General features: G+C 37.8%; 26 protein-coding genes. All 26 read right to left on the bottom strand.

Annotated elements, in window-relative coordinates:
- Positions 1 to 99: 99 nt before the first annotated feature.
- Positions 100 to 327 carry a helix-turn-helix domain-containing protein gene (locus tag EUBHAL_RS02930; RefSeq protein WP_005344655.1) on the bottom strand — a complete coding sequence of 76 codons (228 nt, stop codon included), beginning with the start codon at positions 325 to 327 and terminating at the stop codon, positions 100 to 102.
- 62 nt (positions 328 to 389) lie between these two features.
- Positions 390 to 1,358: a ketopantoate reductase family protein gene (locus EUBHAL_RS02925; RefSeq protein WP_005344654.1), complete on the bottom strand. Its 969-nt coding sequence runs from the start codon at positions 1,356 to 1,358 to the stop codon at positions 390 to 392.
- 652 nt (positions 1,359 to 2,010) lie between these two features.
- Positions 2,011 to 3,480 carry an alanine/glycine:cation symporter family protein gene (locus tag EUBHAL_RS02920; RefSeq protein WP_005344652.1) on the bottom strand — a complete coding sequence of 490 codons (1,470 nt, stop codon included), beginning with the start codon at positions 3,478 to 3,480 and terminating at the stop codon, positions 2,011 to 2,013.
- A gap of 112 nt (positions 3,481 to 3,592) precedes the next feature.
- Complete coding sequence (locus tag EUBHAL_RS02915) at positions 3,593 to 4,423, bottom strand: polysaccharide deacetylase family protein (RefSeq protein ID WP_005344650.1); 831 nt, start codon at positions 4,421 to 4,423, stop codon at positions 3,593 to 3,595.
- Between the two features lie 13 nt (positions 4,424 to 4,436).
- Entirely contained in the window at positions 4,437 to 5,282 is an 846-nt protein-coding gene (locus EUBHAL_RS02910) for a polysaccharide deacetylase family protein (protein ID WP_005344649.1), read from the bottom strand.
- A gap of 199 nt (positions 5,283 to 5,481) precedes the next feature.
- Positions 5,482 to 6,177 (bottom strand): FadR/GntR family transcriptional regulator, encoded by a 696-nt coding sequence (locus tag EUBHAL_RS02905; protein WP_005344647.1) that lies wholly within the window; start codon positions 6,175 to 6,177, stop codon positions 5,482 to 5,484.
- 174 nt (positions 6,178 to 6,351) lie between these two features.
- Entirely contained in the window at positions 6,352 to 7,269 is a 918-nt protein-coding gene (locus EUBHAL_RS02900) for an AEC family transporter (RefSeq protein WP_005344645.1), read from the bottom strand.
- Between the two features lie 329 nt (positions 7,270 to 7,598).
- Entirely contained in the window at positions 7,599 to 9,155 is a 1,557-nt protein-coding gene (locus EUBHAL_RS02895; protein ID WP_005344643.1) for an ABC-F family ATP-binding cassette domain-containing protein, read from the bottom strand.
- A 401-nt stretch (positions 9,156 to 9,556) separates the two neighbouring features.
- A complete protein-coding gene (gene rpsI / locus EUBHAL_RS02890) occupies positions 9,557 to 9,949 on the bottom strand; it encodes a 30S ribosomal protein S9 (protein WP_005344640.1) in 393 nt (130 codons plus the stop codon).
- A 24-nt stretch (positions 9,950 to 9,973) separates the two neighbouring features.
- Entirely contained in the window at positions 9,974 to 10,402 is a 429-nt protein-coding gene (gene rplM / locus EUBHAL_RS02885) for a 50S ribosomal protein L13 (protein ID WP_005344638.1), read from the bottom strand.
- 250 nt (positions 10,403 to 10,652) lie between these two features.
- A complete protein-coding gene (gene truA, locus EUBHAL_RS02880) occupies positions 10,653 to 11,414 on the bottom strand; it encodes a tRNA pseudouridine(38-40) synthase TruA (protein ID WP_022169427.1) in 762 nt (253 codons plus the stop codon).
- A 106-nt stretch (positions 11,415 to 11,520) separates the two neighbouring features.
- Positions 11,521 to 12,333: an energy-coupling factor transporter transmembrane component T family protein gene (locus tag EUBHAL_RS02875; protein ID WP_005344634.1), complete on the bottom strand. Its 813-nt coding sequence runs from the start codon at positions 12,331 to 12,333 to the stop codon at positions 11,521 to 11,523.
- Positions 12,330 to 14,555, bottom strand: a complete 2,226-nt coding sequence (locus EUBHAL_RS14650; RefSeq protein ID WP_049940622.1) for an energy-coupling factor transporter ATPase — start codon at positions 14,553 to 14,555, stop codon at positions 12,330 to 12,332. The genes EUBHAL_RS02875 and EUBHAL_RS14650 overlap by 4 nt, the downstream gene beginning before the upstream one ends.
- Before the next feature lie 363 nt (positions 14,556 to 14,918).
- Complete coding sequence (locus EUBHAL_RS02865; protein ID WP_005344630.1) at positions 14,919 to 15,455, bottom strand: bL17 family ribosomal protein; 537 nt, start codon at positions 15,453 to 15,455, stop codon at positions 14,919 to 14,921.
- Between the two features lie 86 nt (positions 15,456 to 15,541).
- Positions 15,542 to 16,501, bottom strand: a complete 960-nt coding sequence (locus EUBHAL_RS02860; RefSeq protein WP_005344627.1) for a DNA-directed RNA polymerase subunit alpha — start codon at positions 16,499 to 16,501, stop codon at positions 15,542 to 15,544.
- 117 nt (positions 16,502 to 16,618) lie between these two features.
- The gene (gene rpsD / locus EUBHAL_RS02855) at positions 16,619 to 17,212 is read right to left on the bottom strand and encodes a 30S ribosomal protein S4 (protein ID WP_005344625.1); all 594 of its coding nucleotides are present in this window, start codon (positions 17,210 to 17,212) and stop codon (positions 16,619 to 16,621) included.
- Positions 17,213 to 17,228: 16 nt separating this feature from the next.
- Positions 17,229 to 17,624 (bottom strand): 30S ribosomal protein S11, encoded by a 396-nt coding sequence (gene rpsK, locus EUBHAL_RS02850; protein ID WP_005344623.1) that lies wholly within the window; start codon positions 17,622 to 17,624, stop codon positions 17,229 to 17,231.
- Between the two features lie 50 nt (positions 17,625 to 17,674).
- A complete protein-coding gene (gene rpsM, locus EUBHAL_RS02845; RefSeq protein WP_005344621.1) occupies positions 17,675 to 18,043 on the bottom strand; it encodes a 30S ribosomal protein S13 in 369 nt (122 codons plus the stop codon).
- Between the two features lie 448 nt (positions 18,044 to 18,491).
- A complete protein-coding gene (rpmJ, locus tag EUBHAL_RS15160; protein ID WP_081452247.1) occupies positions 18,492 to 18,605 on the bottom strand; it encodes a 50S ribosomal protein L36 in 114 nt (37 codons plus the stop codon).
- 130 nt (positions 18,606 to 18,735) lie between these two features.
- Positions 18,736 to 18,954: a translation initiation factor IF-1 gene (gene infA / locus EUBHAL_RS02840; protein WP_005344620.1), complete on the bottom strand. Its 219-nt coding sequence runs from the start codon at positions 18,952 to 18,954 to the stop codon at positions 18,736 to 18,738.
- 2 nt (positions 18,955 to 18,956) lie between these two features.
- On the bottom strand, positions 18,957 to 19,244 hold the full coding sequence (locus EUBHAL_RS02835; protein ID WP_005344619.1) for a KOW domain-containing RNA-binding protein: 288 nt from the start codon (positions 19,242 to 19,244) through the stop codon (positions 18,957 to 18,959).
- A gap of 77 nt (positions 19,245 to 19,321) precedes the next feature.
- Positions 19,322 to 20,104, bottom strand: a complete 783-nt coding sequence (map, locus tag EUBHAL_RS02830) for a type I methionyl aminopeptidase (protein ID WP_005344618.1) — start codon at positions 20,102 to 20,104, stop codon at positions 19,322 to 19,324.
- Between the two features lie 9 nt (positions 20,105 to 20,113).
- On the bottom strand, positions 20,114 to 20,503 hold the full coding sequence (locus tag EUBHAL_RS02825; RefSeq protein ID WP_005344617.1) for an HI0074 family nucleotidyltransferase substrate-binding subunit: 390 nt from the start codon (positions 20,501 to 20,503) through the stop codon (positions 20,114 to 20,116).
- Entirely contained in the window at positions 20,490 to 20,783 is a 294-nt protein-coding gene (locus EUBHAL_RS02820; RefSeq protein ID WP_021908069.1) for a nucleotidyltransferase family protein, read from the bottom strand. Before EUBHAL_RS02820 ends, EUBHAL_RS02825 begins: the two co-directional genes overlap by 14 nt.
- A gap of 93 nt (positions 20,784 to 20,876) precedes the next feature.
- Positions 20,877 to 21,518 (bottom strand): adenylate kinase, encoded by a 642-nt coding sequence (locus tag EUBHAL_RS02815; protein WP_005344609.1) that lies wholly within the window; start codon positions 21,516 to 21,518, stop codon positions 20,877 to 20,879.
- A 335-nt stretch (positions 21,519 to 21,853) separates the two neighbouring features.
- Positions 21,854 to 22,627, bottom strand: coding sequence for a hypothetical protein (locus tag EUBHAL_RS02810; protein WP_044921679.1), 774 nt, complete (start codon positions 22,625 to 22,627; stop codon positions 21,854 to 21,856).
- Positions 22,628 to 22,879: the final 252 nt, after the last annotated feature.

Below are 22,879 nucleotides of genomic sequence, written 5' to 3'. Positions count from 1 at the left end.
TTTGACTAAAGATACTATACCACCATTCGTCTTCAAATTATAACATTAAGCTCAACAATTATAACGCATTGCGTTAATTAAATGGCAAAAAAATAAGTCTTACGACTTATCTTTTTTCACCATTCCCTCCATCTCTGCTCGATATTTAATCAAACGTAACAGATAGTCTGGCAATTGGCGTTTTTCTGCTTCCCAGTCCTGAACCGTACGATATGGTATTCCATAGTAATCACTGAATTCTCTGCGGTTCATTCCCATTTTTTCTCGCAGTTCTTTTATTTCTCTTCCTCTACCCACAACCTCTCTCCATTCAACCACAAAACGCATTGCGTTAATTAATGATACTGTATATATTCCAATCTGTCAACTAAGCTATGTCATTTTCTATACTACTTCACCTCCATCTCCCGAAACTTCTCTGCCGCTCTCCTATATGCCGGCACTTCCGCTCCATACTTTTCTGCCATCCGAACAACTTCATATACCAACCCGTCTATCTCCGACTGTTTTCCTTCCATAACATCTCTTTGCATAGATGTCGTTGCTTCTTTCGGCAAATTAGAAAGGATCTTTAAATTACGTTCTACAAGGTCTTCTTCGAAAGTAATTCCCATTGCGTTAGCTAGTGTAACAATTTCTCGAATTAATGTCTTAAAAAGTTCCCTGGCTTCTCCTTCTCGTTGGAAATCTCCTGCAACAGCATGCAAGTAAAGTCCTGCGGTTCCGATTGGAGACACATAGGAAAACTTAGTCAATGCATCCCGTTTTATATTATCTGACAAAATGCCATCAATTCCACTGTCTTTAAAATCTTGTGCAATCTTTTTCAATAATCTTTCTGCTTTATATTCACCATCCAACTGTCCATTTAATTTCTTCAAATCTTCCTTTTCCCTTACACCGAAAAATACTCTTAATATTTCTCCATGCTGCAATAATACTCCTGCCTGTTTAATATTAGCAGAAACGTAGATACATCCATCCGTCACAAGAACCTTTGGAAGTTTCTCCTGAAGATATGCGCCCGTTCCATAAACATTTAATACCGGAACAACTATCGTATTTTTATGGGAAATGTTTTGAATAAATGGAATACAGGAATCGAGAGAATATTTTTTAACACAAACGAGGATTACATCTGCTTTTTCTCCTTTTGCTTCATAAGATTCCATACTTTCTGCACCGACAGGCATTGTTTCCGTCTCGTTTATCCACATTTTTTCAACAGAAAGTCCCTGCTTTTGCATAGCTTCTAAATGTGCATTTCTTGCGATCAGTGTTACGTCTTTTCCTGCCTTTGTCATGTAGAATCCAAGTATTCCTCCTGTTCCACCTGCTCCGATGATTATGTATTTCATGATTCGCCCTTCTTTCTTAAAATAAAATATTCTATTTCCTATAATACACTATTTTACTATTTAATTCATTAAGCGAACTACAGACGAAGCCAGTGAACTTCATAAGCCATATTTGTGCTTTTAGTCGCGGCGCGTTGAATGTTCGCTCTATTCGCTCGCATCCAACACTTGCTCCGAGACCACAAATATGGCTTATGAAGTTCACTGGCTTCTGTGCTGTGGCTGGAGAAGGTGAATTAAACAGGATGAGGGAATTTGGGGACAGAAGCTGATGTCTTCTGCTTACTCGAGAATAACTGGGAATAGGGGGATGATTTGACTTGACTATATTATATCGGAGCAAGAAATAATCTTCAATTTCCCTTTTCAACCTTTATAACTTCAATTTAAATGCAAAGCATCTGTTCACAATAATTTCAGAGCAAGCAGAAAATTTCTACTCTCTCCCTCAAATCCCCGTAACCACTATTTGATTCAAACAAAATCTAGCCAAAGACAGCCCTCGAAGAGATAAGATATCCTATATTTGTGACCTCGGAGCAAGGTTTAGATGCGAGCGCATAAAGCGAGTATTTAAACCGCCGCGACTAAAGTCACAAATATAGGATATCTTATCTCTTCGAGGGCGTCTGTCTCTTAATGAATTAAATAGTTATTCATCCTTCCATATATCGCTTTCCACCCCAATATTCTTTGCGACAAATCGTTTTCCATCGTTATCTACATAATCCTTCAATGCCCGGTAAACATATTTTCCACCATACAAAATAATCGGGGCATTGGCAAATACAAGGGCAATATTAATCAAGTCGCTGACATACCAGATGTTATCCAGCTCTAGACCTGCTAAAACGCAAAGGGTTCCAAGTGGCACAAAAATTAAAGCGCCTAATGCACGTACAAAGTTTGTAAATGCTTTGCTCTTTGTGATTCTTGTTCCTGCGATAGAAGCAAAGGATACCAGCCCGAGCAATGAGGTAAATGCAAATAGTCCATAACAGATGCAGATAAATAAAGAGACTGCTCCATCTGCGGCTGTTCCTGGAATCATTTCTTTTAAAGAGGAAAGGAATACATCAATTTTTGAATCTTTTAAAACTTCCCAGTTGTAAGCGGAGTTAGTCCAAATATGTGCGCCACATACGATAAATCCGCTTAATGTACAAATAATGATTGTATCAAGGAATACACCGATAGACTGTACAAATCCCTGTTCTACTGGATGATCCTGTTCAGAAATCGCGGCTGACATTGTGATGGTTCCCTGTCCGGCTTCATTTGACAGTAATCCTCGTTTGATTCCCTGTGCTAATACCGTACCGAAGGCTCCACCGAAAATAGCATCCGGTTTAAATGCTCCAATGACTACTGCCTGAATAAATGCAGGGAATAAGTGAATATTTGCAATAAATAATCCAACAATGACAGTGGCATATAAAACAGCCATCACTGGTACCATTCTGTCTGTTACTGCTGTTACTCTTTTGATTCCTCCAAATACTGCGATAGCAATTCCAATGATAAGGATAATGGCCAATGCATAATATAAGGGAGAAGTTCGATCTGTGCTTACTCCAGTAACCGATGCGATTGCCGTTCCTGCTGCTGTAAATACATGGAATGTCTGAATAGGGATACTAAGCATTGCATAAATGATAAACAAAATAGCTAAGGCAATTCCGACACCTTTTTTATTTCCAGCAAGTTTCTGTCCGTAATAAGGCAGACCGCCTACATATTCATCTCCATCTTTTTCTTTAAATATCTGTGCAAGGGTTGCTTCTACGAAGGAGCTTGCCATTCCAAGTAATGCAGAAATCCACATCCAAAACATTGCCCCGGGACCGCCTAAAGAAATAGCTCCGGTTACTCCGATAATATTTCCCGGACCGACACGCATTGCGGCACTTAACATAAATGCGGCTAATGGACTTACTCCAGTAGTATCTTTCTTTTTCTTTGTTAAAACCTGAATACCTCTTTTAAAGTAACGGAACTGAACAAACTTTGTTCTTATGGAAAAATAAATTCCCATTCCAAGTAACAGGTAGATGGCAAATGGAATACTTCCAATAATCGGGATGTTCGCATACCATGAAAAATTCTGTGGAAATGTCCACAAAATATCCCCGATTGGTACGATGTTTGCAAAAAAGGCATTAATTATTTTTAAAGCGTTGGTCAGTGCATGTATTTTTCTTTCCTTTCTTTTTTCGTTCGTGTTTCCTTATTTCTTATTTATTTTGGTAATATTGATACATTTCTTCACCAGATGTCCACCAGACAGAATCAAATTCATCAATATAATCCAACAGTTCTTCTAAAAGACCGATTCTTCCTGGTGCACCAATAGCTGCCGGGTCAAGCTGTAAAACGTAACATAAACCATATTCATAGCATCCGTAAAATTCATCTTTCCAGTTATTAATAACACCCGTATAATTTGCAATTCTTCCCTGTCCCTTTGGAAATGCCGGATGATAATTAAATGCAAAGTATGGCAGATCATAATTATCCCAATGAATTGGAATCTCCAGAAGCGTTTCCCCATTTTCAAGATCTTTCTGATATGGACGGTCATCATCACAGAGATTACTGGAATAATGCATTCCATATTTCTTTGCAATTCGGAGAGTATCTAAGGTAAGTTCCCCTTCTGGCGCACGGAAACCGACAGGAGTAACACCGCATACATTCTGAATTGCCTCTATACCCTTTTTCATTGCTTCTTCCTGCTCTTCTTCTGTCAATAATGCCATATTTTCATGTTTGTAGGCAAGAGAAGCAATCTCATGTCCTTCTTCTTTTATCCTTTTTAATTTATCAGGATACTGTTCTGCAACCCAGCCTGGTGTGAAAAAGGTGGCCTTAATTCCTCTTTCTTTTAATATCGAAAGAATTCGATCTACTCCTCTTGTCATTCCATACTGGCCAAGAGAAAGGGTCTTTGGCATATCTTTGCAGCTTGGATCAATCTGAAGCCAGAATAATTCTGCATTCAGATTAATGGTAAGCATAGCTGCACATTTCTTTCCATCCGGCCACTTCGTTTTTTCTAAATTCATTATATCCTCCTATCTACTTCTCTGACTGCTTTCGATACCAGTCGGCAATCTCCGTTCCTGTTGCTACCCACACATCTTCCTTGGATGTAATATATTTTAACAAATGGTCAAGAATCTGAATCTTTCCTGGACATCCAATCACCTGCGGATGATTCATATAGGAAATACAAAGGCCTTCTCTGTAATGTCCTTTGAATTCTCTCATAAAATTATCTTCCACTAAACGATAACTTGAAATTCTGTCCTGTCCTGCCGGTTCTGCTGGATACATATGATAGGCCATTGCCACATAATCATCCACTTCCCACTTGGTCGGAATCTCTATAAAATCTGTCTCTTCTCCATCAATGACTGTACGATATGGGCGGTCATCGCCTCGCATGGAACTAGAATATCGGAAACCTCTCTCATATAATAATTTTGGAGTATTTTTTGCCCAGTCACCAGAAGGAGTTCGAAAACCAGTTACTTCATGTCCAATTAAATCTTTAAATATTTTTTGCGTTTTTTCTATAATTTCTATCTGTTCTTCTGTTGTCTTTCCGGCAAATCTTTCGTGTGCATAGCCATGGTGTCCTATCTCATGTCCCTGCTCCGCAATTCTTTTAATGACCTCCGGATATCTTTCAGCAGTAAGACCTGGCACAAAAAATGTTGCCTTTACGCCATACTGATCTAACTTCTGAAGAATTCTATCCACACATCTCTTCGGACCATACTGCCCTACCGATAAAGACTTAATGTATTTCTCTCCATTTTTCAGTCCCCTGTTTCCATTCTCCCATGTGGTATCTCCATCCACATCAAAAGTAAACATTACCGCACATTTCTTTCCGTCCGGCCATCTTATATCTCCCATGTTTTTTCCTTTCTTTCTTCTTCTATTTTTTTCTTAACTTTTTCAGTTATATTAGCTCACTTGATTACTTGGTCACCCACTAATTATTAAAAAAATTTACTGGAAACTGTTCCCTCTTCTAAAAGGACTCCATACCTCCTCCTTCAGAAGACAGGACACAATCTCCAACATCTACGATTGCAATGAAATTCAAATCTCATTACTGAAACATATTCATACTTGTAATCAAATGCTCATCCATAAGCTTTCTTGCCTTTTCCACATCCCGCTCCCGTATTGCCTGAATAATCATTCCATGGGATTCTAACTCGGCCTCTGCAGAAGTTGCATCTAATACATCTGTAAACTTCCCGTACATCATATCAAAAATCGCATTCAAAACGATCTCCAAAGTCTGGGTCATAAAAGTACTTCCCGTCTTTGCCGCATACAATCTGTGCAGTTCAAACTCTCCAGAAGTTCTTCCCGTCTCCTCATACTTCTTTCTTAAATGCTGCAGTGCCTCTTCTAGTTCATCAATATCTTTCTCCGATGCGTTCTTTATAATCAGCTCCACCGCCTTTTCCTCTAAGGCCTGTCTTACTTCATAAGCCTCAATCATCGAATAGCACTCCAGATTCTTACTCAGACTGTCATACCGTTTCTCTTTCCCGGAAATTGGGCTTTCTCTCAAAAAACGTCCCTTTCCCTGATGTGATACGATAACACCACGGCTTTCTAATACATGAAATGCCTCTCTTAATACATTCCGACTGACATTCAGCTTCTCAATAAGTTCTCTTTCTGAAGGAAGCTGATCTCCCGGTTCAAAATCCCCCCGGTCAATTAATAAACATAAATCTTCTACAACCTGTTCATATAATAATATGCGTGCCGGTCTTTTTCCTATTTTCATTGTACTCTCCAACTTTTCTAATAATCAGCTTTGTCCATCTTAGCACATTTTATTCAATATGTATACGTTTTTCTGCATTTTTATGCATCACTTTCAAAAAATATTTTCAACTTACTTATCAAAATTATCAAAACTTTTCAAGGCCGCTATTCTCTCTTAAAGTGAAAAATCTGTTTAACTTAACAAGCTCACTGCCACTACTGATAATAATGGTATAGTCACCGCTGACAGCAAGGTTGTAATAACAAATATCTCCGACGCATAATATGCATCTCTGTCATATCGTTGTGCAAACATAATCACGGATGCCCCCGCCGGACATGCCAATGCAATAAATACTGTAAATGCCACCTCAAACTCAAGTGGCAGCAGCCATAAAACAACGAGTCCTGCCAATGGATATACAATAAGCTTTATAAAGCTCAAATAGTATAATCTTTTGTTCTTTAGGCTCTTTAAAATATTTCCCTGTGCGAGATTTGCTCCCGCGACAATCATTCCAAGGGGCGTATTCATTGAAGCAATCATTTCTAATGGATTTTCAATGAACTGCGGCAGGCGAAGTTGAAATAAAAATAGTATGATTCCTATCACAATTGAAAGAATCGCCGGACTTAAAAAGTTTTTCCATGCTCCCTTTAATCCATCGTTATCTCCCATTAAAATAATACCATGTGTCCAAAGTAAAAGATTAAAAACTGTGATATATGCCGTCATATAAAAAACGCCCTTATCTCCAAGGACTCCACTAATTAAAGGAATACCAATAAATCCAGAATTCGAATAAGACACTGCAATCTTCTCCACTGGACTTCGATTCCTATCCCCGTGGCATAGAAACTCCGATGCAACAATCATAAACAAAAACGTAAGAAATGATGCAGCAAACGCCCATATTAAACCTTGCAAAAGTTCTCTGTTAAAATCAATTTGATACGACTGGATAATCAACAGCGGAGAAACCAGCAATAATAATACATTCGAGAGATGTTTTGTACTGACATCATTAATAATCTTTGCTTTATAGATGATTACACCTACAAGTAATATGATGAACATCTCAATAATCTTTTTTAATACGATCAGTGACATAAAAATATCCTTTCTAGCATTTTATAAAAAACAGATAAAATCTCAAATCAGTTCAAAAAATATTTTTCACAAACACACTCTAGCCAACTCCCTGTAAGGTCACAACTGTCTGAGGCCTCCCTCAAATCTTTCTCAAAATAAATTCTGAATTTGCATGGGCAGCCAACAAACAGCTTCCAAAGAGAGCCGATACCCTATATTTGTGGCCTCGGAGCAAAGGTTGGATGTAAGCGGTTAAGCGAACATTCAACCTGCAGCGACTAAAGTCACAAATATAGGGTATCGGCTCTCTTTGGAAGCGTCTCCTTTGCCTGCGGCAAATCAGGAGTTTACAAAATCTTCGTGGTCCATTTGCTCATGTCCCAAACTTCATTCACCACGTCTTTATAGAACTCTGGTTCATGGCAGATGAGTAAGACACTTCCCCGATAATCGAGCAAAGCACGTTTTAATTCATCCTTTGCATCAACGTCAAGATGGTTCGTAGGCTCATCTAACAAAAGTACATTGGTGTCTCTATTGATGAGTTTACAGAGACGGACTTTAGCCTGTTCTCCTCCGCTTAATACACGAACTTTGCTTTCAATATGTTTTGTGGTAAGGCCACATTTTGCAAGGGCGGAACGTACTTCGTACTGGGTAAATCCAGGAAATTCTTCCCAGATTTCTTCGATACAGCTATTGGGATTCTCGCCTTTTACTTCCTGTTCAAAGTAGCCAATCTGAAGATTTTCGCCCTGTTCGCAGCTTCCTGAAAGAGGTGGGATTAGTCCGAGTAAACTTTTTAATAATGTTGTTTTTCCAATTCCGTTTGTTCCAATTAAGGCGATTTTCTGTCCTCTTTCCATATAAAAATCTAAAGGTTTTGATAATGGCTCATCATAACCAATTACAAGTTTCTTTGTTTCAAAGAGCATTTTCCCTGGAGTACGGCCGTAACGGAAATTAAATTCTGGCTTCGGCTTTTCTGCGGCTAATTCGATAAGGTCCATTTTATCAAGTTTTTTCTGACGGGACATTGCCATATTTCTTGTGGAAACGCGAGCTTTATTTCTCGCAACGAAATCTTTTAATTCATTGATTTCCTGCTGTTGACGGCGATATGCCGCTTCAAGCTGTGCTTTCTTTACCGCATAGACTTCCTGGAAATGGTCGTAATCCCCGACATAACGGTTCAGTTCCTGATTCTCCATATGATAAATGATATTTACAACTTCATTTAAAAATGGAATGTCGTGAGATATTAAGATAAATGCGTTTTCATAGTCAAGAAGGTATCTTTTAAGCCAGGCGATATGTTCCTCATCAAGATAATTGGTAGGCTCATCTAACAAAAGAATATCTGGCTTTTCTAATAAAAGCTTTCCCAGAAGTACTTTTGTTCTCTGTCCGCCACTCAAATCTGTAACATCACGGTCTAAACCAAGATCTAAAAGTCCTAATGCTCTTGCAACCTCTTCTACCTTTGCATCAATAGTATAAAAATCATGCAAAGTAAGCTCATCCTGAATCATGCCGAGTTCTTCCATGAGAATTTCCATTTCTTTTTCATCAGCAGTACCGAGCATATCACAAATTTCATTCATTCGCTCTTCTTTTTGTAATAAAGGATCAAAGGCAGATTTTAATGCATCCTGAATCGTCATTCCAGCCTCTAATACTGCATGCTGATCAAGATAACCGACATTTACATTTTTCGCCCACTCTACTTTTCCCTCATCCGGCATCATTTTCCCGGTAACAATGCTCATAAATGTGGACTTTCCTTCGCCATTTGCACCGACAAGACCGATGTGTTCTCCTTTTAACAGTCGAAAAGAAACATCGTTAAATATCGCTCTGTCTCCAAAACCGTGGGTTAAATGCTCTACATTTAAAATACTCATAAATTCTCCTTAAAATTCTATTTATTATCAAATTTACTATAATGACTTTACTATAACAAGACGCTCTCGTCAATCAAACTCTCTCCAACTTTCTAAACTCATCTCAACCAACTGTACTTTCAAACTATAATAAACTAAAGCTTATCCAATTCCTGCTGAATGTAGTATCGGAGTATTTTTGTGCTTGTTTTTGCGAGAAAATTTTTCGTCAGTTGTACACAAATTTTTGAGGCGTACGCGGAACATAGGTTGATGAAATTTATGTGAATCTGACGGAAAATTATCCACAACGGCAGGTGCAAGAGATTACGAGTGCACATTCTACAAAAAAACCTCCCAAAGGATTGCTCCCCTGAGAGGTCGTTGCTGCTGTTTGAAATTTGTAGTTCGGGTAAACGAAATTAACGTTTGCTGAACTGAGGTGCTCTACGAGCTTTCTTGAGACCGTATTTCTTTCTTTCTTTCATACGTGGGTCACGAGTTAAGTATCCAGCTTTCTTTAATGCTGGACGGAATTCTGGGTCAGCTTCAAGTAATGCTCTTGCAATACCGTGTCTGATAGCACCAGCCTGTCCTGTGTATCCGCCACCGTGTACGTTAACTAATACGTCAAATTTATCTGCTGTGGATGTTAATTCTAATGGCTGACGAGCGATTACTTTTAATGTGTCATATCCAAAATATTCATCCATGTCTTTTTTATTGATTGTTACTTTACCTGTTCCTGGTACGAGATATACTCTTGCAACACTGCTTTTTCTTCTACCAGTTCCGTAATATCTTGTAGTAGCCACTTACTTTTCCTCCTTAAATTAATACTAGATTGCTAATTCCTTAGGCTGCTGTGCAGCATGTTTGTGATCAGGTCCAGCGTATACGAAAAGCTTTGTATACATCTGTCTTCCAAGAGGTCCTTTAGGAAGCATACCTTTTACGGCAAGTTCGATAACTTCTTCTGGTTTCTTGTTTAATTTTTCTCTTAATGTTGTTTCTTTCATTCCACCAACATAGTCGCTGTGATGATAGTAAATCTTCTGATCTAACTTCTTACCAGATACTTTGATCTTGTCAGCGTTAACGATGATTACATAGTCACCGCAATCCATATGAGGTGTGAAAATAGGTTTGTTCTTTCCTCTTAAAACACTTGCAACTTCTGATGCAAGACGTCCTAATGTATGTCCTGTAGCATCAACTACATACCAGTCTCTTGTGATGGTAGATGGGCTAGCCATAAAACTTTTCATGAGTAGTTCTCCTCCTGTTTATTCTTTAAAAATCAACGGTTCAGATATGACTTCCTGGCTGTCCGGACCCTCCATCATATCAATCCTGCTATCGCAGGTATATGACAAAATGCATCTCGGGGCTTTTGAGATTACATTTTATATGCATACCACGATTTCATATTATATAACACTCTTTCGTGTGTGTCAATAACCTTTTTCCTACAAAATGTGGGATTTTTTAATTTAATGATCCCAATCGCTATAATGATTATAAATATTCAATTTTCTTTAAAAACAATCCTTTTGCCGGAACGGTTTCTCCTGCCTGTGAGCGGTCGCAAGCCTCAAGGATTTGTTTGACATGTTCTGGGGGATAGACTCCCAGTCCTACTTTTATTAAGGTTCCGCTAATAATGCGGACCATATTGTAGAGAAATCCTTCTCCGGTCACTCGGATGATTACTTTCTTTGAAGGATATTCTCCTTCGGAAAGAGGATGTGCTTCTACTTCGATTCCTGTTACGGTTCTCACTGTTGTCTGTGCCTGTGTTTTTGCGGCACAAAAACTTTTGAAGTCGTGGGTTCCGACAAGATATTGGCTGGCTTCCTGCATTGCCTGTATATTTAGTGGAAAAATGACAAGGTGGGAATAGAGTCTTTCTGTTGGCAGAGGAATCTTCCCATTTTGGATATGATATTCGTATGTTTTTCTTGTATCACAATATCTTGGATGAAAATCACCGGGTACTTGCTCGGATGATACAATTCGGATGTCTTCTGGTAGCTGTGGATTTAATGCAAAACAAAGTTTTTCTGGCGGAATCGTTGTTTCTGAATCAAATACTGCTACATTTCCAAAGGAATGTACTCCTGAATCGGTTCGGCTTGCTCCAATTATGTGTATTTCTTCTTTTAAAAAACGGCTCAATGTTTTATTTAATACTTCTTCTACGGTTATCCCGTTTGGCTGAATCTGCCAGCCACAATAATTGGTTCCATCGTAGGCAACTACTAATTTAAATCGTTTCATAAATCTCATTCTCTCTCTATCTTTAATTTTTAATAAGAACTTTACATCTTAAAATTTGTTTGAAAAATGCTTTCTGCAAGACGTGCGTTACAATTTCATAATTTATTTAGAAAAATCTCTTTAAAATAAAACTGCAAAAAATCATAATTACCACATAAAGCAACATGATTCCATACGCAATATAATCTCGTTTTTCATAAATAAGCGGATGCAGTCTGGTCTTTCCTTCCCCACCATTATAACATCTTGCATCCATCGCCATCGCAAGGTCGGATGCTCTCCTGATTGCCGCAATAAATAAGGGAACTAAAACAGGAATTAACTTTTTCCCCCGCTCTAAAATATTTCCGCTTTCAAAGTCAACGCCTCTTGACATCTGTGCTTTCATGATTTTGTCTAATTCTTCTGTTAAAATCGGGATAAACCGAAGAGCAATGGACATCATCATGGCAATCTCATGTACTGGCACATGCACTTTTTTTAGAAAATGAAACCCTTTTTCAAGTCCATCGGTAAGTTGATTTGGCGTTGTCGTAAATGTCATTACGGATGAACCGATGACCAGATAAACCAACCGTACAACAAGATAGAATGCCATCCATAATCCCTGTTTCGCGATTGTTATCGGCCCAATTTTTACAAGCATATCTCCACTCACACTAATCATATTTATAATTGCTGAAAAACAAATGATAATAAACAGCGGCTTTACTCCCCGAATCATCATAGACACTGGAACTTTAGAAAGCTTTACTATCAAAATAAGAAATGCTGTCGCAATCCCAAGGCTTAATAAACTTTTAGGAAAAAATAATGTAATAACAAAAAGCAATGTTCCTAAAAGTTTTACCCTCGGATCAAGTTTATGAAGAATGGAATCAGCTTTATAATATTGTCCTAATGTCATTTCCCGAATCATAAGCTGCCTCCTGCTATATACGCTGCTAATTCATCTATATTTAATGGAATCCCTACATTTTTTGTTCTTTTTGTTTTTATATACTCTTTTGCTTTTTCATTCGAAGCTTCTATCTTTTTCTCATGCATTTCTGTGCCTTTTTCTTTTGTTTCTTTCTGATTTATTTCTACGTTTTCTTGGGATAACTCTATCGTCTTCTGAGATACTTCCCGATTCTTTTGATTGTATTGCATATCATGAGAAAAAGCATTTTCTAAATCAATATCTGTCTCTTCTAATATTTCTTTTAAATCCAGATAAAATTCTACTGCCTGTGGAACACCTAGTCCCATTTCTGTTAACTCATCTTTTCGTACAAAGACTTCTTCTGTTTTGCCATCCATTTTAAGCTGTCCATTCTCCATCACCAGAACTCTGTCTGCATGATCTGCCACATCGTCCATGTTATGTGAAACCAGTACGATAGTGATTCCTCTCTCTTTATTCAAATGATGTAAGAGGTCAAATAATATCTTTTTACCCGGTGCATCCATACCGGCAACCGGCTCATCTAAAATGAGGTATTCCGGCTCCATCGCAAGAATTCCAGCTAATGCTACTCTCCTTTTTTGTCCACCAGAAAGAGAAAATGGAGACACTTTTTCAAGTTCATTAGAAAGTCCTGCAAGTTGCATCGCATGACGGGCTTTTTCCTCACATTCCTTTTTATCAAAGCCAAGATTCTTCGGACCAAATGCAATATCTTTTAATACATTTTCTTCAAAAAGCTGGTATTCTGGATACTGGAAACAGAGTGCTACCTTCTGTCGAAGCTTTTTTAAATCATATTTCTTCTCCCAGATATTTTCTCCATTGAAGAAATAGTCCCCACTTTTCGGCTGAAAAAGCCCATTAAAATGCTGAATTAAAGTAGACTTTCCTGAACCCGTACGACCTATAATCGCCACAAATTCTCCAGGTTCTATGGCAAGTGAAATATCTTTTATGGCATATTTTTCTTCTCCGGAGTCTTGTTTTTTGTACTGATAACTGATGTTTTTAAGAGTAATTCCTTTTGTTGATTCTGTTTTTTTAGGCTCATCTATATTCTTAGATGCGTCTTCTTTTATATCTGATGTTTCTTTTAATTCATGCGATTTCTTAGATACTTCTGTTTCATCAGCCAAGTTCAGATCACCTAAAGAATTGTCAGCTAATTTTTCATTTCTATCATCTACAGAGATACTATAAGAATCAGATTGTTTTTCAAGACAGTTTCCGTATCGACTGTTTTCCTTAGCTTGACTCTTTACATTACTCTTGCTACTTTCACTTATTGTCTTCCGTTCAGATTTATACTCAGACAAGACTATATTATCAGACTCGTCCTTCTGAAAATGATATTTCAAAAACTCAAGTAACTGTTGCTTTGTGTAAATCTCTTCCGGCACATCCACACTTTTTTTTCTTAAGTCATCTATCAAAGCAACTTCAAATGGCAGTTCCAGATTATTTTCCACTAATTTTTCTGGTATTTTAAATAATGTCTCTGGTGTACCTTTAAGCGTAATCTTACCATGGCTCATTACATATAAATAATCTGCCTGACTGACTTCCTGCAAAAAATGTGTAATATAAATAACGGTAATATTCTTCAAACGTTTTAAATCATAGATAGCTTCCAACAGTTCCTTCCGGCTTTCCGGGTCAATCATTGCTGTCGGTTCATCAAATATAATACATTCCGGTTCCATCGCAAGAACTCCAGATATCGCAATCTTCTGCTTCTGCCCTCCAGAAAGCGCTCCCGGTGATGCTTCTCTATAAGCAGTCATTCCCGTAGAAGCCAATGCTTTCGTAATCCTCATTTCTATCTCTTCCGCTGGAATTCCCATATTTTCCGGGCCAAATGCAACATCTTCCTCCACGATATTTCCTATCAACTGATTATCAGGATTTTGAAATACCAGCCCTGCTGTCTTCCGAATATCCAAAATCTGTTCTTCTTTTGCAGTATCCATTCCACCAACGTAAATAATACCACCCGATGGCTTTAATAATGCTGCAAGCTGCTTCGCAAGCGTAGATTTTCCAGAACCATTATGCCCGAGAATTCCCACAAAATCTCCTTTTTTAATAGAAAGAGAAATATTGTCAATCGCCGTATGTTCTATAACTTCTTCTTTTTCTCCAGAATACATTTTATACTTAAATAAAAGATTTTTAACGTCAATTAAATTCATCTGACTTTTCTCCACTATAATCATTGTTCGTAAAACTGCATCTCACCTTTATCATAAGTTTGACAAAGCTAACAAATATTATAACCCATTTTCTCTCAAAAAGATACTGGTTTGATTTAATTCGATGTATTCAACAGACGAAGCCAGGCCCGAAAGAGAGAAGAGAACCTATATCTGTGACTCTATCACTGTGGGTTGAATGTTCGCTTAACGGCTCGCATTCAATCCTAGCTCCAAGGCCACAGATATAGGTTCTCTTCTCTCTTTCGGGACGTCTCCCTTGCCTGATAAATTAAATAAAAAAATCGCACTTAGACAGATGTCTAAATGCGATTCCATTGCTTTTCATTTATTAAGTTAAAATTAAACTAATTCAATAATAACTTCTAATGCAGCATCACCTTTACGCTGAGCAATCTTAACAATTCTTGTGTAACCACCGTTACGGTCAGCGTATTTAGGAGCGTACTCATCAAAAATCTTCTGAGCAAGATCAATTTTCTTTGTGTTTGCTTTTCTGCCTTTTCCTTCTACAGGAACTTCTGTTACAGGGTATAATACTTTTAACATCTGACGTCTAGCATGAAGTCTGGATGGTAAATCTTTTTTGATTTCTTTTTCAACTGTTTCATAAACAGTTACTTTCTTTCCATCTACTACTTCTTTAACTCTCTTGCCTTCAGCGTCTTTTTTAGCTACTTTAGCCTGAACCTTAACAACTTCGAAGTTGTCTTTTTCTTTAACACCAAGAGCGATTAAGCCTTCAGCGATTTTGCGGATTTCTTTAGCTTTAGCTTCTGTAGTACGAATCTTTCCATGATATAAAAGCTGTGTAACCTGGTTACGTAATAAAGCTTTTCTCTGGTTAGATGTTCTTCCTAATTTTCTGTATTTTGCCATTTTAATGGACCTCCTGTTTATTTTTCGCCATGCTTACTAATACCTTCAGCTTAAGCGGGTCTATATTACTTTGTTTATGGTAAGAATTACTCTTCGCTATTGTTTAAGGAAAGACCTAATTCTTTTAATTTAGCTAATACTTCTTCAAGAGACTTACGTCCAAGGTTACGAACCTTCATCATATCTTCAGGTGTCTTGTTTGTAAGTTCTTCAACAGTATTGATACCTGCTCTCTTTAAGCAGTTATATGAACGAACAGATAACTCTAATTCATCGATATTCATCTCTAATACTTTATCAACCGGATCCTGAGCTGTCTCTACCATAACTTCTGCTTTCTGAGCATTCTCAGATAAGTCGATGAAAAGGTTAAGATGTTCACTCAGAACTTTAGCAGCAAGGCTGACTGCTTCGTCCGGTGCCAGTGTTCCATTTGTAAATACATCAAGAGTCAGCTTATCAAAGTCTGTAATCTGACCTACACGAGTATTCTGTACAGTAAGATTTACACGCTCTACTGGTGTGTAAATAGAATCTACTGCAATTACATCAATGGACTGATCTTCCGATTTGTTCTTATCAGCGCCTACATATCCACGGCCTTTTGTGATAGTCAGCTCTGCTTCAAAATGGCTGTCTGCACCGCCACTTAAAGTTGCAATAACTAAATCCGGATTAATGATTTCAATATCACTGTCAACCTGGATGTCTGCTGCTGTAACTACACCCTCTCCGCTGAACTCAATAAAAGCGCGTTTTGGTTCGTTAGAAGAACTGTTATTCTTGATAGCCAGTTCTTTAATATTCATAATTATTTCAGTGACATCTTCTTTTACTCCAGGAATAGAGCTGAACTCATGAAGAACGCCTTTAATCTTCACTGCGCTTACTGCTGCACCTGGTAAGGAAGATAACATGATTCTTCTTAAGGAGTTACCTAAAGTTGTGCCGTACCCTCTTTCCAGTGGTTCCACCACAAAACGACCATATTTATTGTCTTCTGAAATCTCTGCTATTTCAATTCTCGGTTTTTCGAATTCAAACACGAATGGGACCCTCCTTTTGGGTAATTAATTGGAAAATCAATTCCAAGTTTACCAGCTTCCATATACTACAATTGAATGCCTGTGTAATAGCAGGCATTCAATTTGAAGAATCATTTATTATTTAGAATATAACTCGACAATGAGTGTTTCGTTAACTGGAACATCGATCATGTCACGGGAAGGAAGTTCTTTAACTGTTCCTTTTAACTCTTCGATGTCAGCGTCTAACCATGCTGGTACAAGAACACCGCCAGTTGCTTCTACGATATCTTTGTATCTCTGCATTGTCTTTTTGTTTTCTTTAATCTCTACAACATCACCAGCTTTGATTCTGTAAGATGGAATGTTAACGCATTTACCGTTAACTAATACATGCTTATGTCCAACAATCTGTCTAGCTTCTTTTCTTGTTCTTGCAAATCCCATACGGAATACTACGTTGTCCAGTCTGGACTCAAGAAGAACCATTAAGTTAGGACCTGTAAGTCCTTTCATTCTCTCTGCTGTAGCATAGTAGTTTCTGAAAGGTTTTTCTAAAACACCGTAGATGAATTTTGCTTTCTGTTTTTCACGAAGCTGAAGACCATACTCACTGATCTTTCTGCTGGAACGAACTAACTTTCTGTTTGATTTTTTATTCACTCCTAAATATACAGGATCCATATCTAAGGATCTGCATCTCTTCAGGACTGGAGTTCTATCAATTGCCATTCTTACTTACCTCCTATTAGACTCTTCTACGTTTTGGTGGACGACATCCGTTATGAGGTACTGGTGTAACGTCTTTGATGCTTGTTACTTCCAGACCACATGCCTGAAGTGCACGAATTGCTGCTTCTCTTCCTGAACCTGGTCCTTTAACCATAACTTCAACAGTCTTTAATCCGTGTACCACTGCTGCTTTAGCTGCTGTTTCAGCTGCCATCTGTGCTGCATATGGAGTAGATTTTTTGGAGCCTCTGAAGCCCATTTCTCCAGCACTTGCCCAAGAAAGAGCGTTACCTTCAGAGTCAGTTAATGTTACAATTGTATTATTAAAAGATGACTGAATATGAGCCTGACCGTGCTGTACATTCTTTTTAACACGTTTCTTCGTCACCTTTTTGGTCACTTTCTTTGCCATTGACGAAACCCTCCTATAGGATTAATCTATATTACTTATCACTAAATTACTTATTTCTTCTTGTTTGCAACAGTTTTCTTAGGACCTTTACGTGTTCTAGCGTTTGTCTTTGTCTTCTGTCCACGAACAGGTAATCCTTTTCTATGACGGATTCCTCTGTAGCAACCAATTTCCTGTAAACGTTTGATGTTCATAGCGATCTCACGACGTAAATCACCCTCTACAGTATAATCTGCATTGATGATATCGCTAAGACGACGAACCTCGTCATCAGTTAAATCGCGTACACGTGTGTCAGGATTAACGTCTGCTGCTTTTAAAATCTGATCTGCACTTGTTCTTCCAATTCCATAAATATAAGTAAGACCGATTTCTACACGTTTTTCTCTAGGTAAATCAACACCTGAAATACGAGCCATGTGTGCACCTCCACTAAATATTCATCCGACAAAATCCATCGCTGCCGCGTACGGTGAAATGATCAGCGTGTCTTAAGTTCGGATTCGTCTTGTTTTCCTTAATATAATATTATTGTTTAACGTCATGAAATACAATGTATTCCCGGACTACAGCGTGACCGTCTTATCGTTACAGACAAACTGTAAACTCTTTCGCGCTGCCTGACAGTGCTGTCTTTCCGCACTGTCCTTTTACGAAAAAATATTGGTAAATAATTACCACAGCCGCTTTTCGTAAAACTACTTAATCGCCATGACGGTGGCAATAGTTGATGATATCCGCAAAACTCAATAGTCTCTCTTGCATCTGACGTAAATACTCAGATTGAAAGGATATCATACCAATGACACAACAAAATCAAGAATATACTCTTCACTCCCAAATTCTGCTGAACCCGGAAGCAAGGTCTTATCCCTGTCTCTGTTTATGTTTTGGATTTTCGCAAATGATTCTGATTGCGCCTTTGCGTTTAATGACTTTGCATTTTTCGCAGATAGGCTTAACTGATGCTCTAACCTTCACGATTTTCTCTCCTTTCCAAAACGTTCGGCAATTATTATATCATCTTTCTATATTAAAAGCAAGCACAAATCTTCCGAAAAACGACAGAATTCCAGCCATTCTTCAGTCAAATCGTACAAAACCTTTTAATCTATTTATCTCTCCAGATAATTCTGCCTTTTGTTAAATCGTATGGGGAAAGTTCAATTGTCACTTTATCGCCTGGTAAAATCTTAATGAAGTTCATACGTAACTTTCCGCTGATGTGTCCCAGTACCTGATGACCATTCTCAAGCTCTACCTTAAACATAGCATTAGGGAGCTTCTCTACTACCTTTCCTTCAACTTCAATAACATCTGATTTTGACATATTTAATCCTCCTGCTTTCTTACTTTACGCCCTTCCATTCCAGCGATCTCATCACAGATCCTCTGATTGGCATCCTCCGAAGAAATCAGGGATGGAAAAGCTTCTGCCATTCTCTCAGAGCGTATCATCTGAATATGTTTCTTCTTTTTCCACTTCGGATTATCAATGGTTCTTCTTCCCCCATCAGATAACCCAATCATCTCACCCTCCTGCTTTACAATCATGTAAACTTTTCCTTTATCATGACCACAAAGGGATGTGGCAAAATAACCTAATTTATATTCTAGCATAAATCTTCTCCATTACCAAGTAAAAATTTATAAAAAATTACTTTTCTTTTTGTTTATTATTCATGGCTGTATCGTTTTTATAATACTCCAAGTGCCTCTTTCTCTTCTGGCAGCATCGTAAGAATCTCGCATCCATCATCAGTAATCGCAATCGTATTCTCATAATGAGCAGAAAGCTTTCCATCTGCCGTTGCTACTGTCCAGTCATTATCAAGCCAGTAAACATCATAAGTTCCTTCATTAATCATCGGCTCAATAGCAAGCGCCATGCCCTTCTGCATCTTTGCCCCTCTTCTTCTCTGAACAAAGTTCGGAATCTCCGGTGCCTCATGAAGATGGGTTCCAATACCATGCCCTGTCAGGTCACGGACAACAGAATACCCATTGCTCTCTGCATAGGTCTGCACACCTCTTGCAATATCAACTAAATGATTGCCAGGTTTTGCAAACTTAATACCTTCAAAGAAAGATTGTCTTGTAACATCAATAATCCTCTGTGCTTCCGGACTGATTTCTCCAACACCATGTGTTCTTGCTGCATCAGAATGATATCCTTTATAAATAAGCCCTGCATCAAGACTCACGATATCTCCATTCTGAATATATCTTTTTTTAGAAGGAATTCCATGAACAACCTCATCGTTAATCGACACACATACAGAAGCCGGAAATCCCTGATAATTCAAAAAATTAGGAATGCAGCCAAAGTCTCTGATCATTGTCTCACAAATCTGATCAATATCCTTTGTTGTCATCCCCTCTTTTAATTCCTTACGCATTTCCTCGTGAACCAATGCCAGTAAACGTCCTGACTCACGCATCAATGCTATCTCATGCTCGTTCTTTATTGTAATTGCCATTGTTTTCTCCTATATCCAGTTTTTATCAATCTCTTTTTTTAGCTCACAAAACATATCATAAAATGATTCTTTTGCCCGCATAACAATACCTAATGCAATTCTTTCATTATAAGAATGTGCCACATTATTTCTTTCTTGTAAAGCACGAAGCCACAGTTCCTCATCTTTAATCATACCTGCTTTATAAGCTGTTTTTAAAATAATTTTAGGAGAACCGGTTGCTCCCTCCTCATACCCATGTGATTCCAGAATTTCTTTCATCATTTTCCATGACTGTTCAAAACATACTTCAAACAAGCCAACCAGACCTGTTAAAATAACCGTATCATACGGTGGGTCATATTTATAAATTTCTTTCATATTACACAAAGCCGAACAAAAATTCTCATACTTTTTCATATAAAATCTTCCCTTCCCGCATAATAGACTGTCGCAGCTCATCCTGCATTTCCCTGCTCATATCAACAATATCATATTCTAATAATGTTGATGTTTCTTCATCAACATCCAGAGCAAATCTTGCAAAGTCACCACCTACAACAGCCAAATCAATATCACTGGTACGTCTGTAGTCACCTCTGGCTCTTGACCCAAATAATATAACCTTATCTATATTATATTTTCTTGCAAAAGTTCGTATCTCTTCTATTACTTTTGGTTTTATTCCTGTATGCTCCATGAGACACCCTCTCATTTATAATACTTTATAATAAAAAAGGCTATCGCACTATAAGAGTGATACCGCGACAGCCCTTTTCATTTCAAACACACTCTATCCAAGAACCTCTGTAATCTTTTCAAATACTACATTGATATCTAAAGTTCCGTCTACTGTTAAAAGAGAACCTTTCTTATCATAGTACTCAATTAAAGGCTTTGTCTGGTCATGATAAACCTGTAATCTCTTCTTAACGGTTTCTGGCTTATCATCTTCACGAAGAACTAACTTTTCTCCGCAATGGTCACAGATACCCTCTTTCTTAGGTGGCATATTTACTACGTGATATGTAGCACCACAACCAACACAGGCTCTTCTTCCGCCCATTCTATTGATGATATTCTCATCAGGAACATCTACGTTGATTGCATAATCAATCTTCTCATTCTGATTGTTCAGTGCATAGTCAAGAGCTTCTGCCTGTGGAATAGTACGTGGAAAACCATCAAGGATAAATCCTTTAAAGCAGTCCTTTTCTTTGATACGATCTACTACAAGGTCAACAACCAGTTCGTCTGGTACAAGCTGTCCTGCATCCATGTATCCTTTTGCTTTCTGTCCGAGTTCTGTATTGTTCTTAATATTAGCACGGAAAATATCACCTGTGGAAATATGAGGAATACCATATTTCTCTGAAAGTTTCTTTGCCTGAGTTCCTTTACCTGCGCCAGGAGCGCCTAACATAATAATCTTCATTATTTATTAACCTCCAGATTTAACATCATCATATATTTAAACATATACGATTTTATTCTAACCCTATTTTGCAGGAAATACAAGAAAAATTTTGACTTATGCAACAAAGGAGACGCCTCCAGAAAGAGAAATAAGCTATATTTGTGACTTTCGTCGCTGCAGGTTGAATGTTCGCTTAACCACTCACATCCAACCTTTGCTCCCAGGCCACAAATATAGCTTATTTCTCTTTCTGGAGGCTGTTCTTTGGCTACTGAAGTAAAAACAGATTTCCTATTCTTCCTGCTCCCATTTCCAAATCCCCAATAAATTTGTAAAATAGGAACAAGCAGAAGTTATTTCACATTCTTTGTAAAGCTGATTTCTGGATTCTTTAAATAAGTATAATAACCAGTATGTCTTCTGTATAATGTCCCATCCAAATATCCCATATTTTTAATAACTTTACCGTTCATTTTTACAATGAATGTTGCCCATTTATTTTCAGGATTCTTTTTCCAGTTATGATTGTTATAATATTGATATCTGTATAAGTTTCCATTTTTAACACAAATTCGGATAGAGAAATCTGAACCGCCGTTTGTAAGGTAATTCTGTCCATCTTTTTTTGAAAGTAAAAGCCATCTGCCTCCATCTTTAAATGTATCCATCTTTACTACTTTGCCATTTTTATAATAATAAATCTGGCATCCTGTGTAATGTCTGCCCGTTTTATCGTTTCCTGCTCCTTGTGTTCCTCTTAAAAGTACAGGGGCATTATTGTCCCCAATATTTACGATGGCATAATATTTTTTATTACTTACATTTTTCCTTAAATATTTTTTATATGCCTTTATCATAGTTGCTGATGTTACTTTTTTAGGAGTTATCGTTTTGATTGCTTTTGACGTATTTGTTTTTACTTTCTGATTTACAGTCTGAATCTGCTTTTGCTGAGTGACAGCAGCCTGCACATTTCTCGATGAAACAGCCATAGTAAGCGGCATCGTTGCAGCAAACAAAAAAGCTACTGCCATTACGGAGCTTTTGATTTTACTCTTTACTGCCTGTACATCTCCTCGCTTACTTTCTAAAACCTTGTTTGTAAAATTTCTTTCTGTCTTTCTCATTTTACTCATCCTTTCTAAGATAATCTTTATTGAAGCCATCACTGCTTCTACCTATATATACGAGATAAAATGAGAATCCCACAAAATAAAAAAACAACCTTCTGAAGAATCCCCAAATCTTCCAACATGAATTCTGATTTGTCTCCACCAGCCAAAGACAGCACCCTAAAAAAGAAGAGAACCTATATTTGTGGCCTTAGAGCGAGGATTGAATATGAGCCTTTAAGCGAATATTCAACCCGCAGTGATAGA

The organism is Anaerobutyricum hallii DSM 3353, from assembly GCF_000173975.1.
In the GTDB taxonomy this organism is placed as follows: domain Bacteria; phylum Bacillota; class Clostridia; order Lachnospirales; family Lachnospiraceae; genus Anaerobutyricum; species Anaerobutyricum hallii.
Note: the sequence above shows the minus strand (reverse complement) of the source record. Positions and strands in the feature narration are given on the sequence as shown.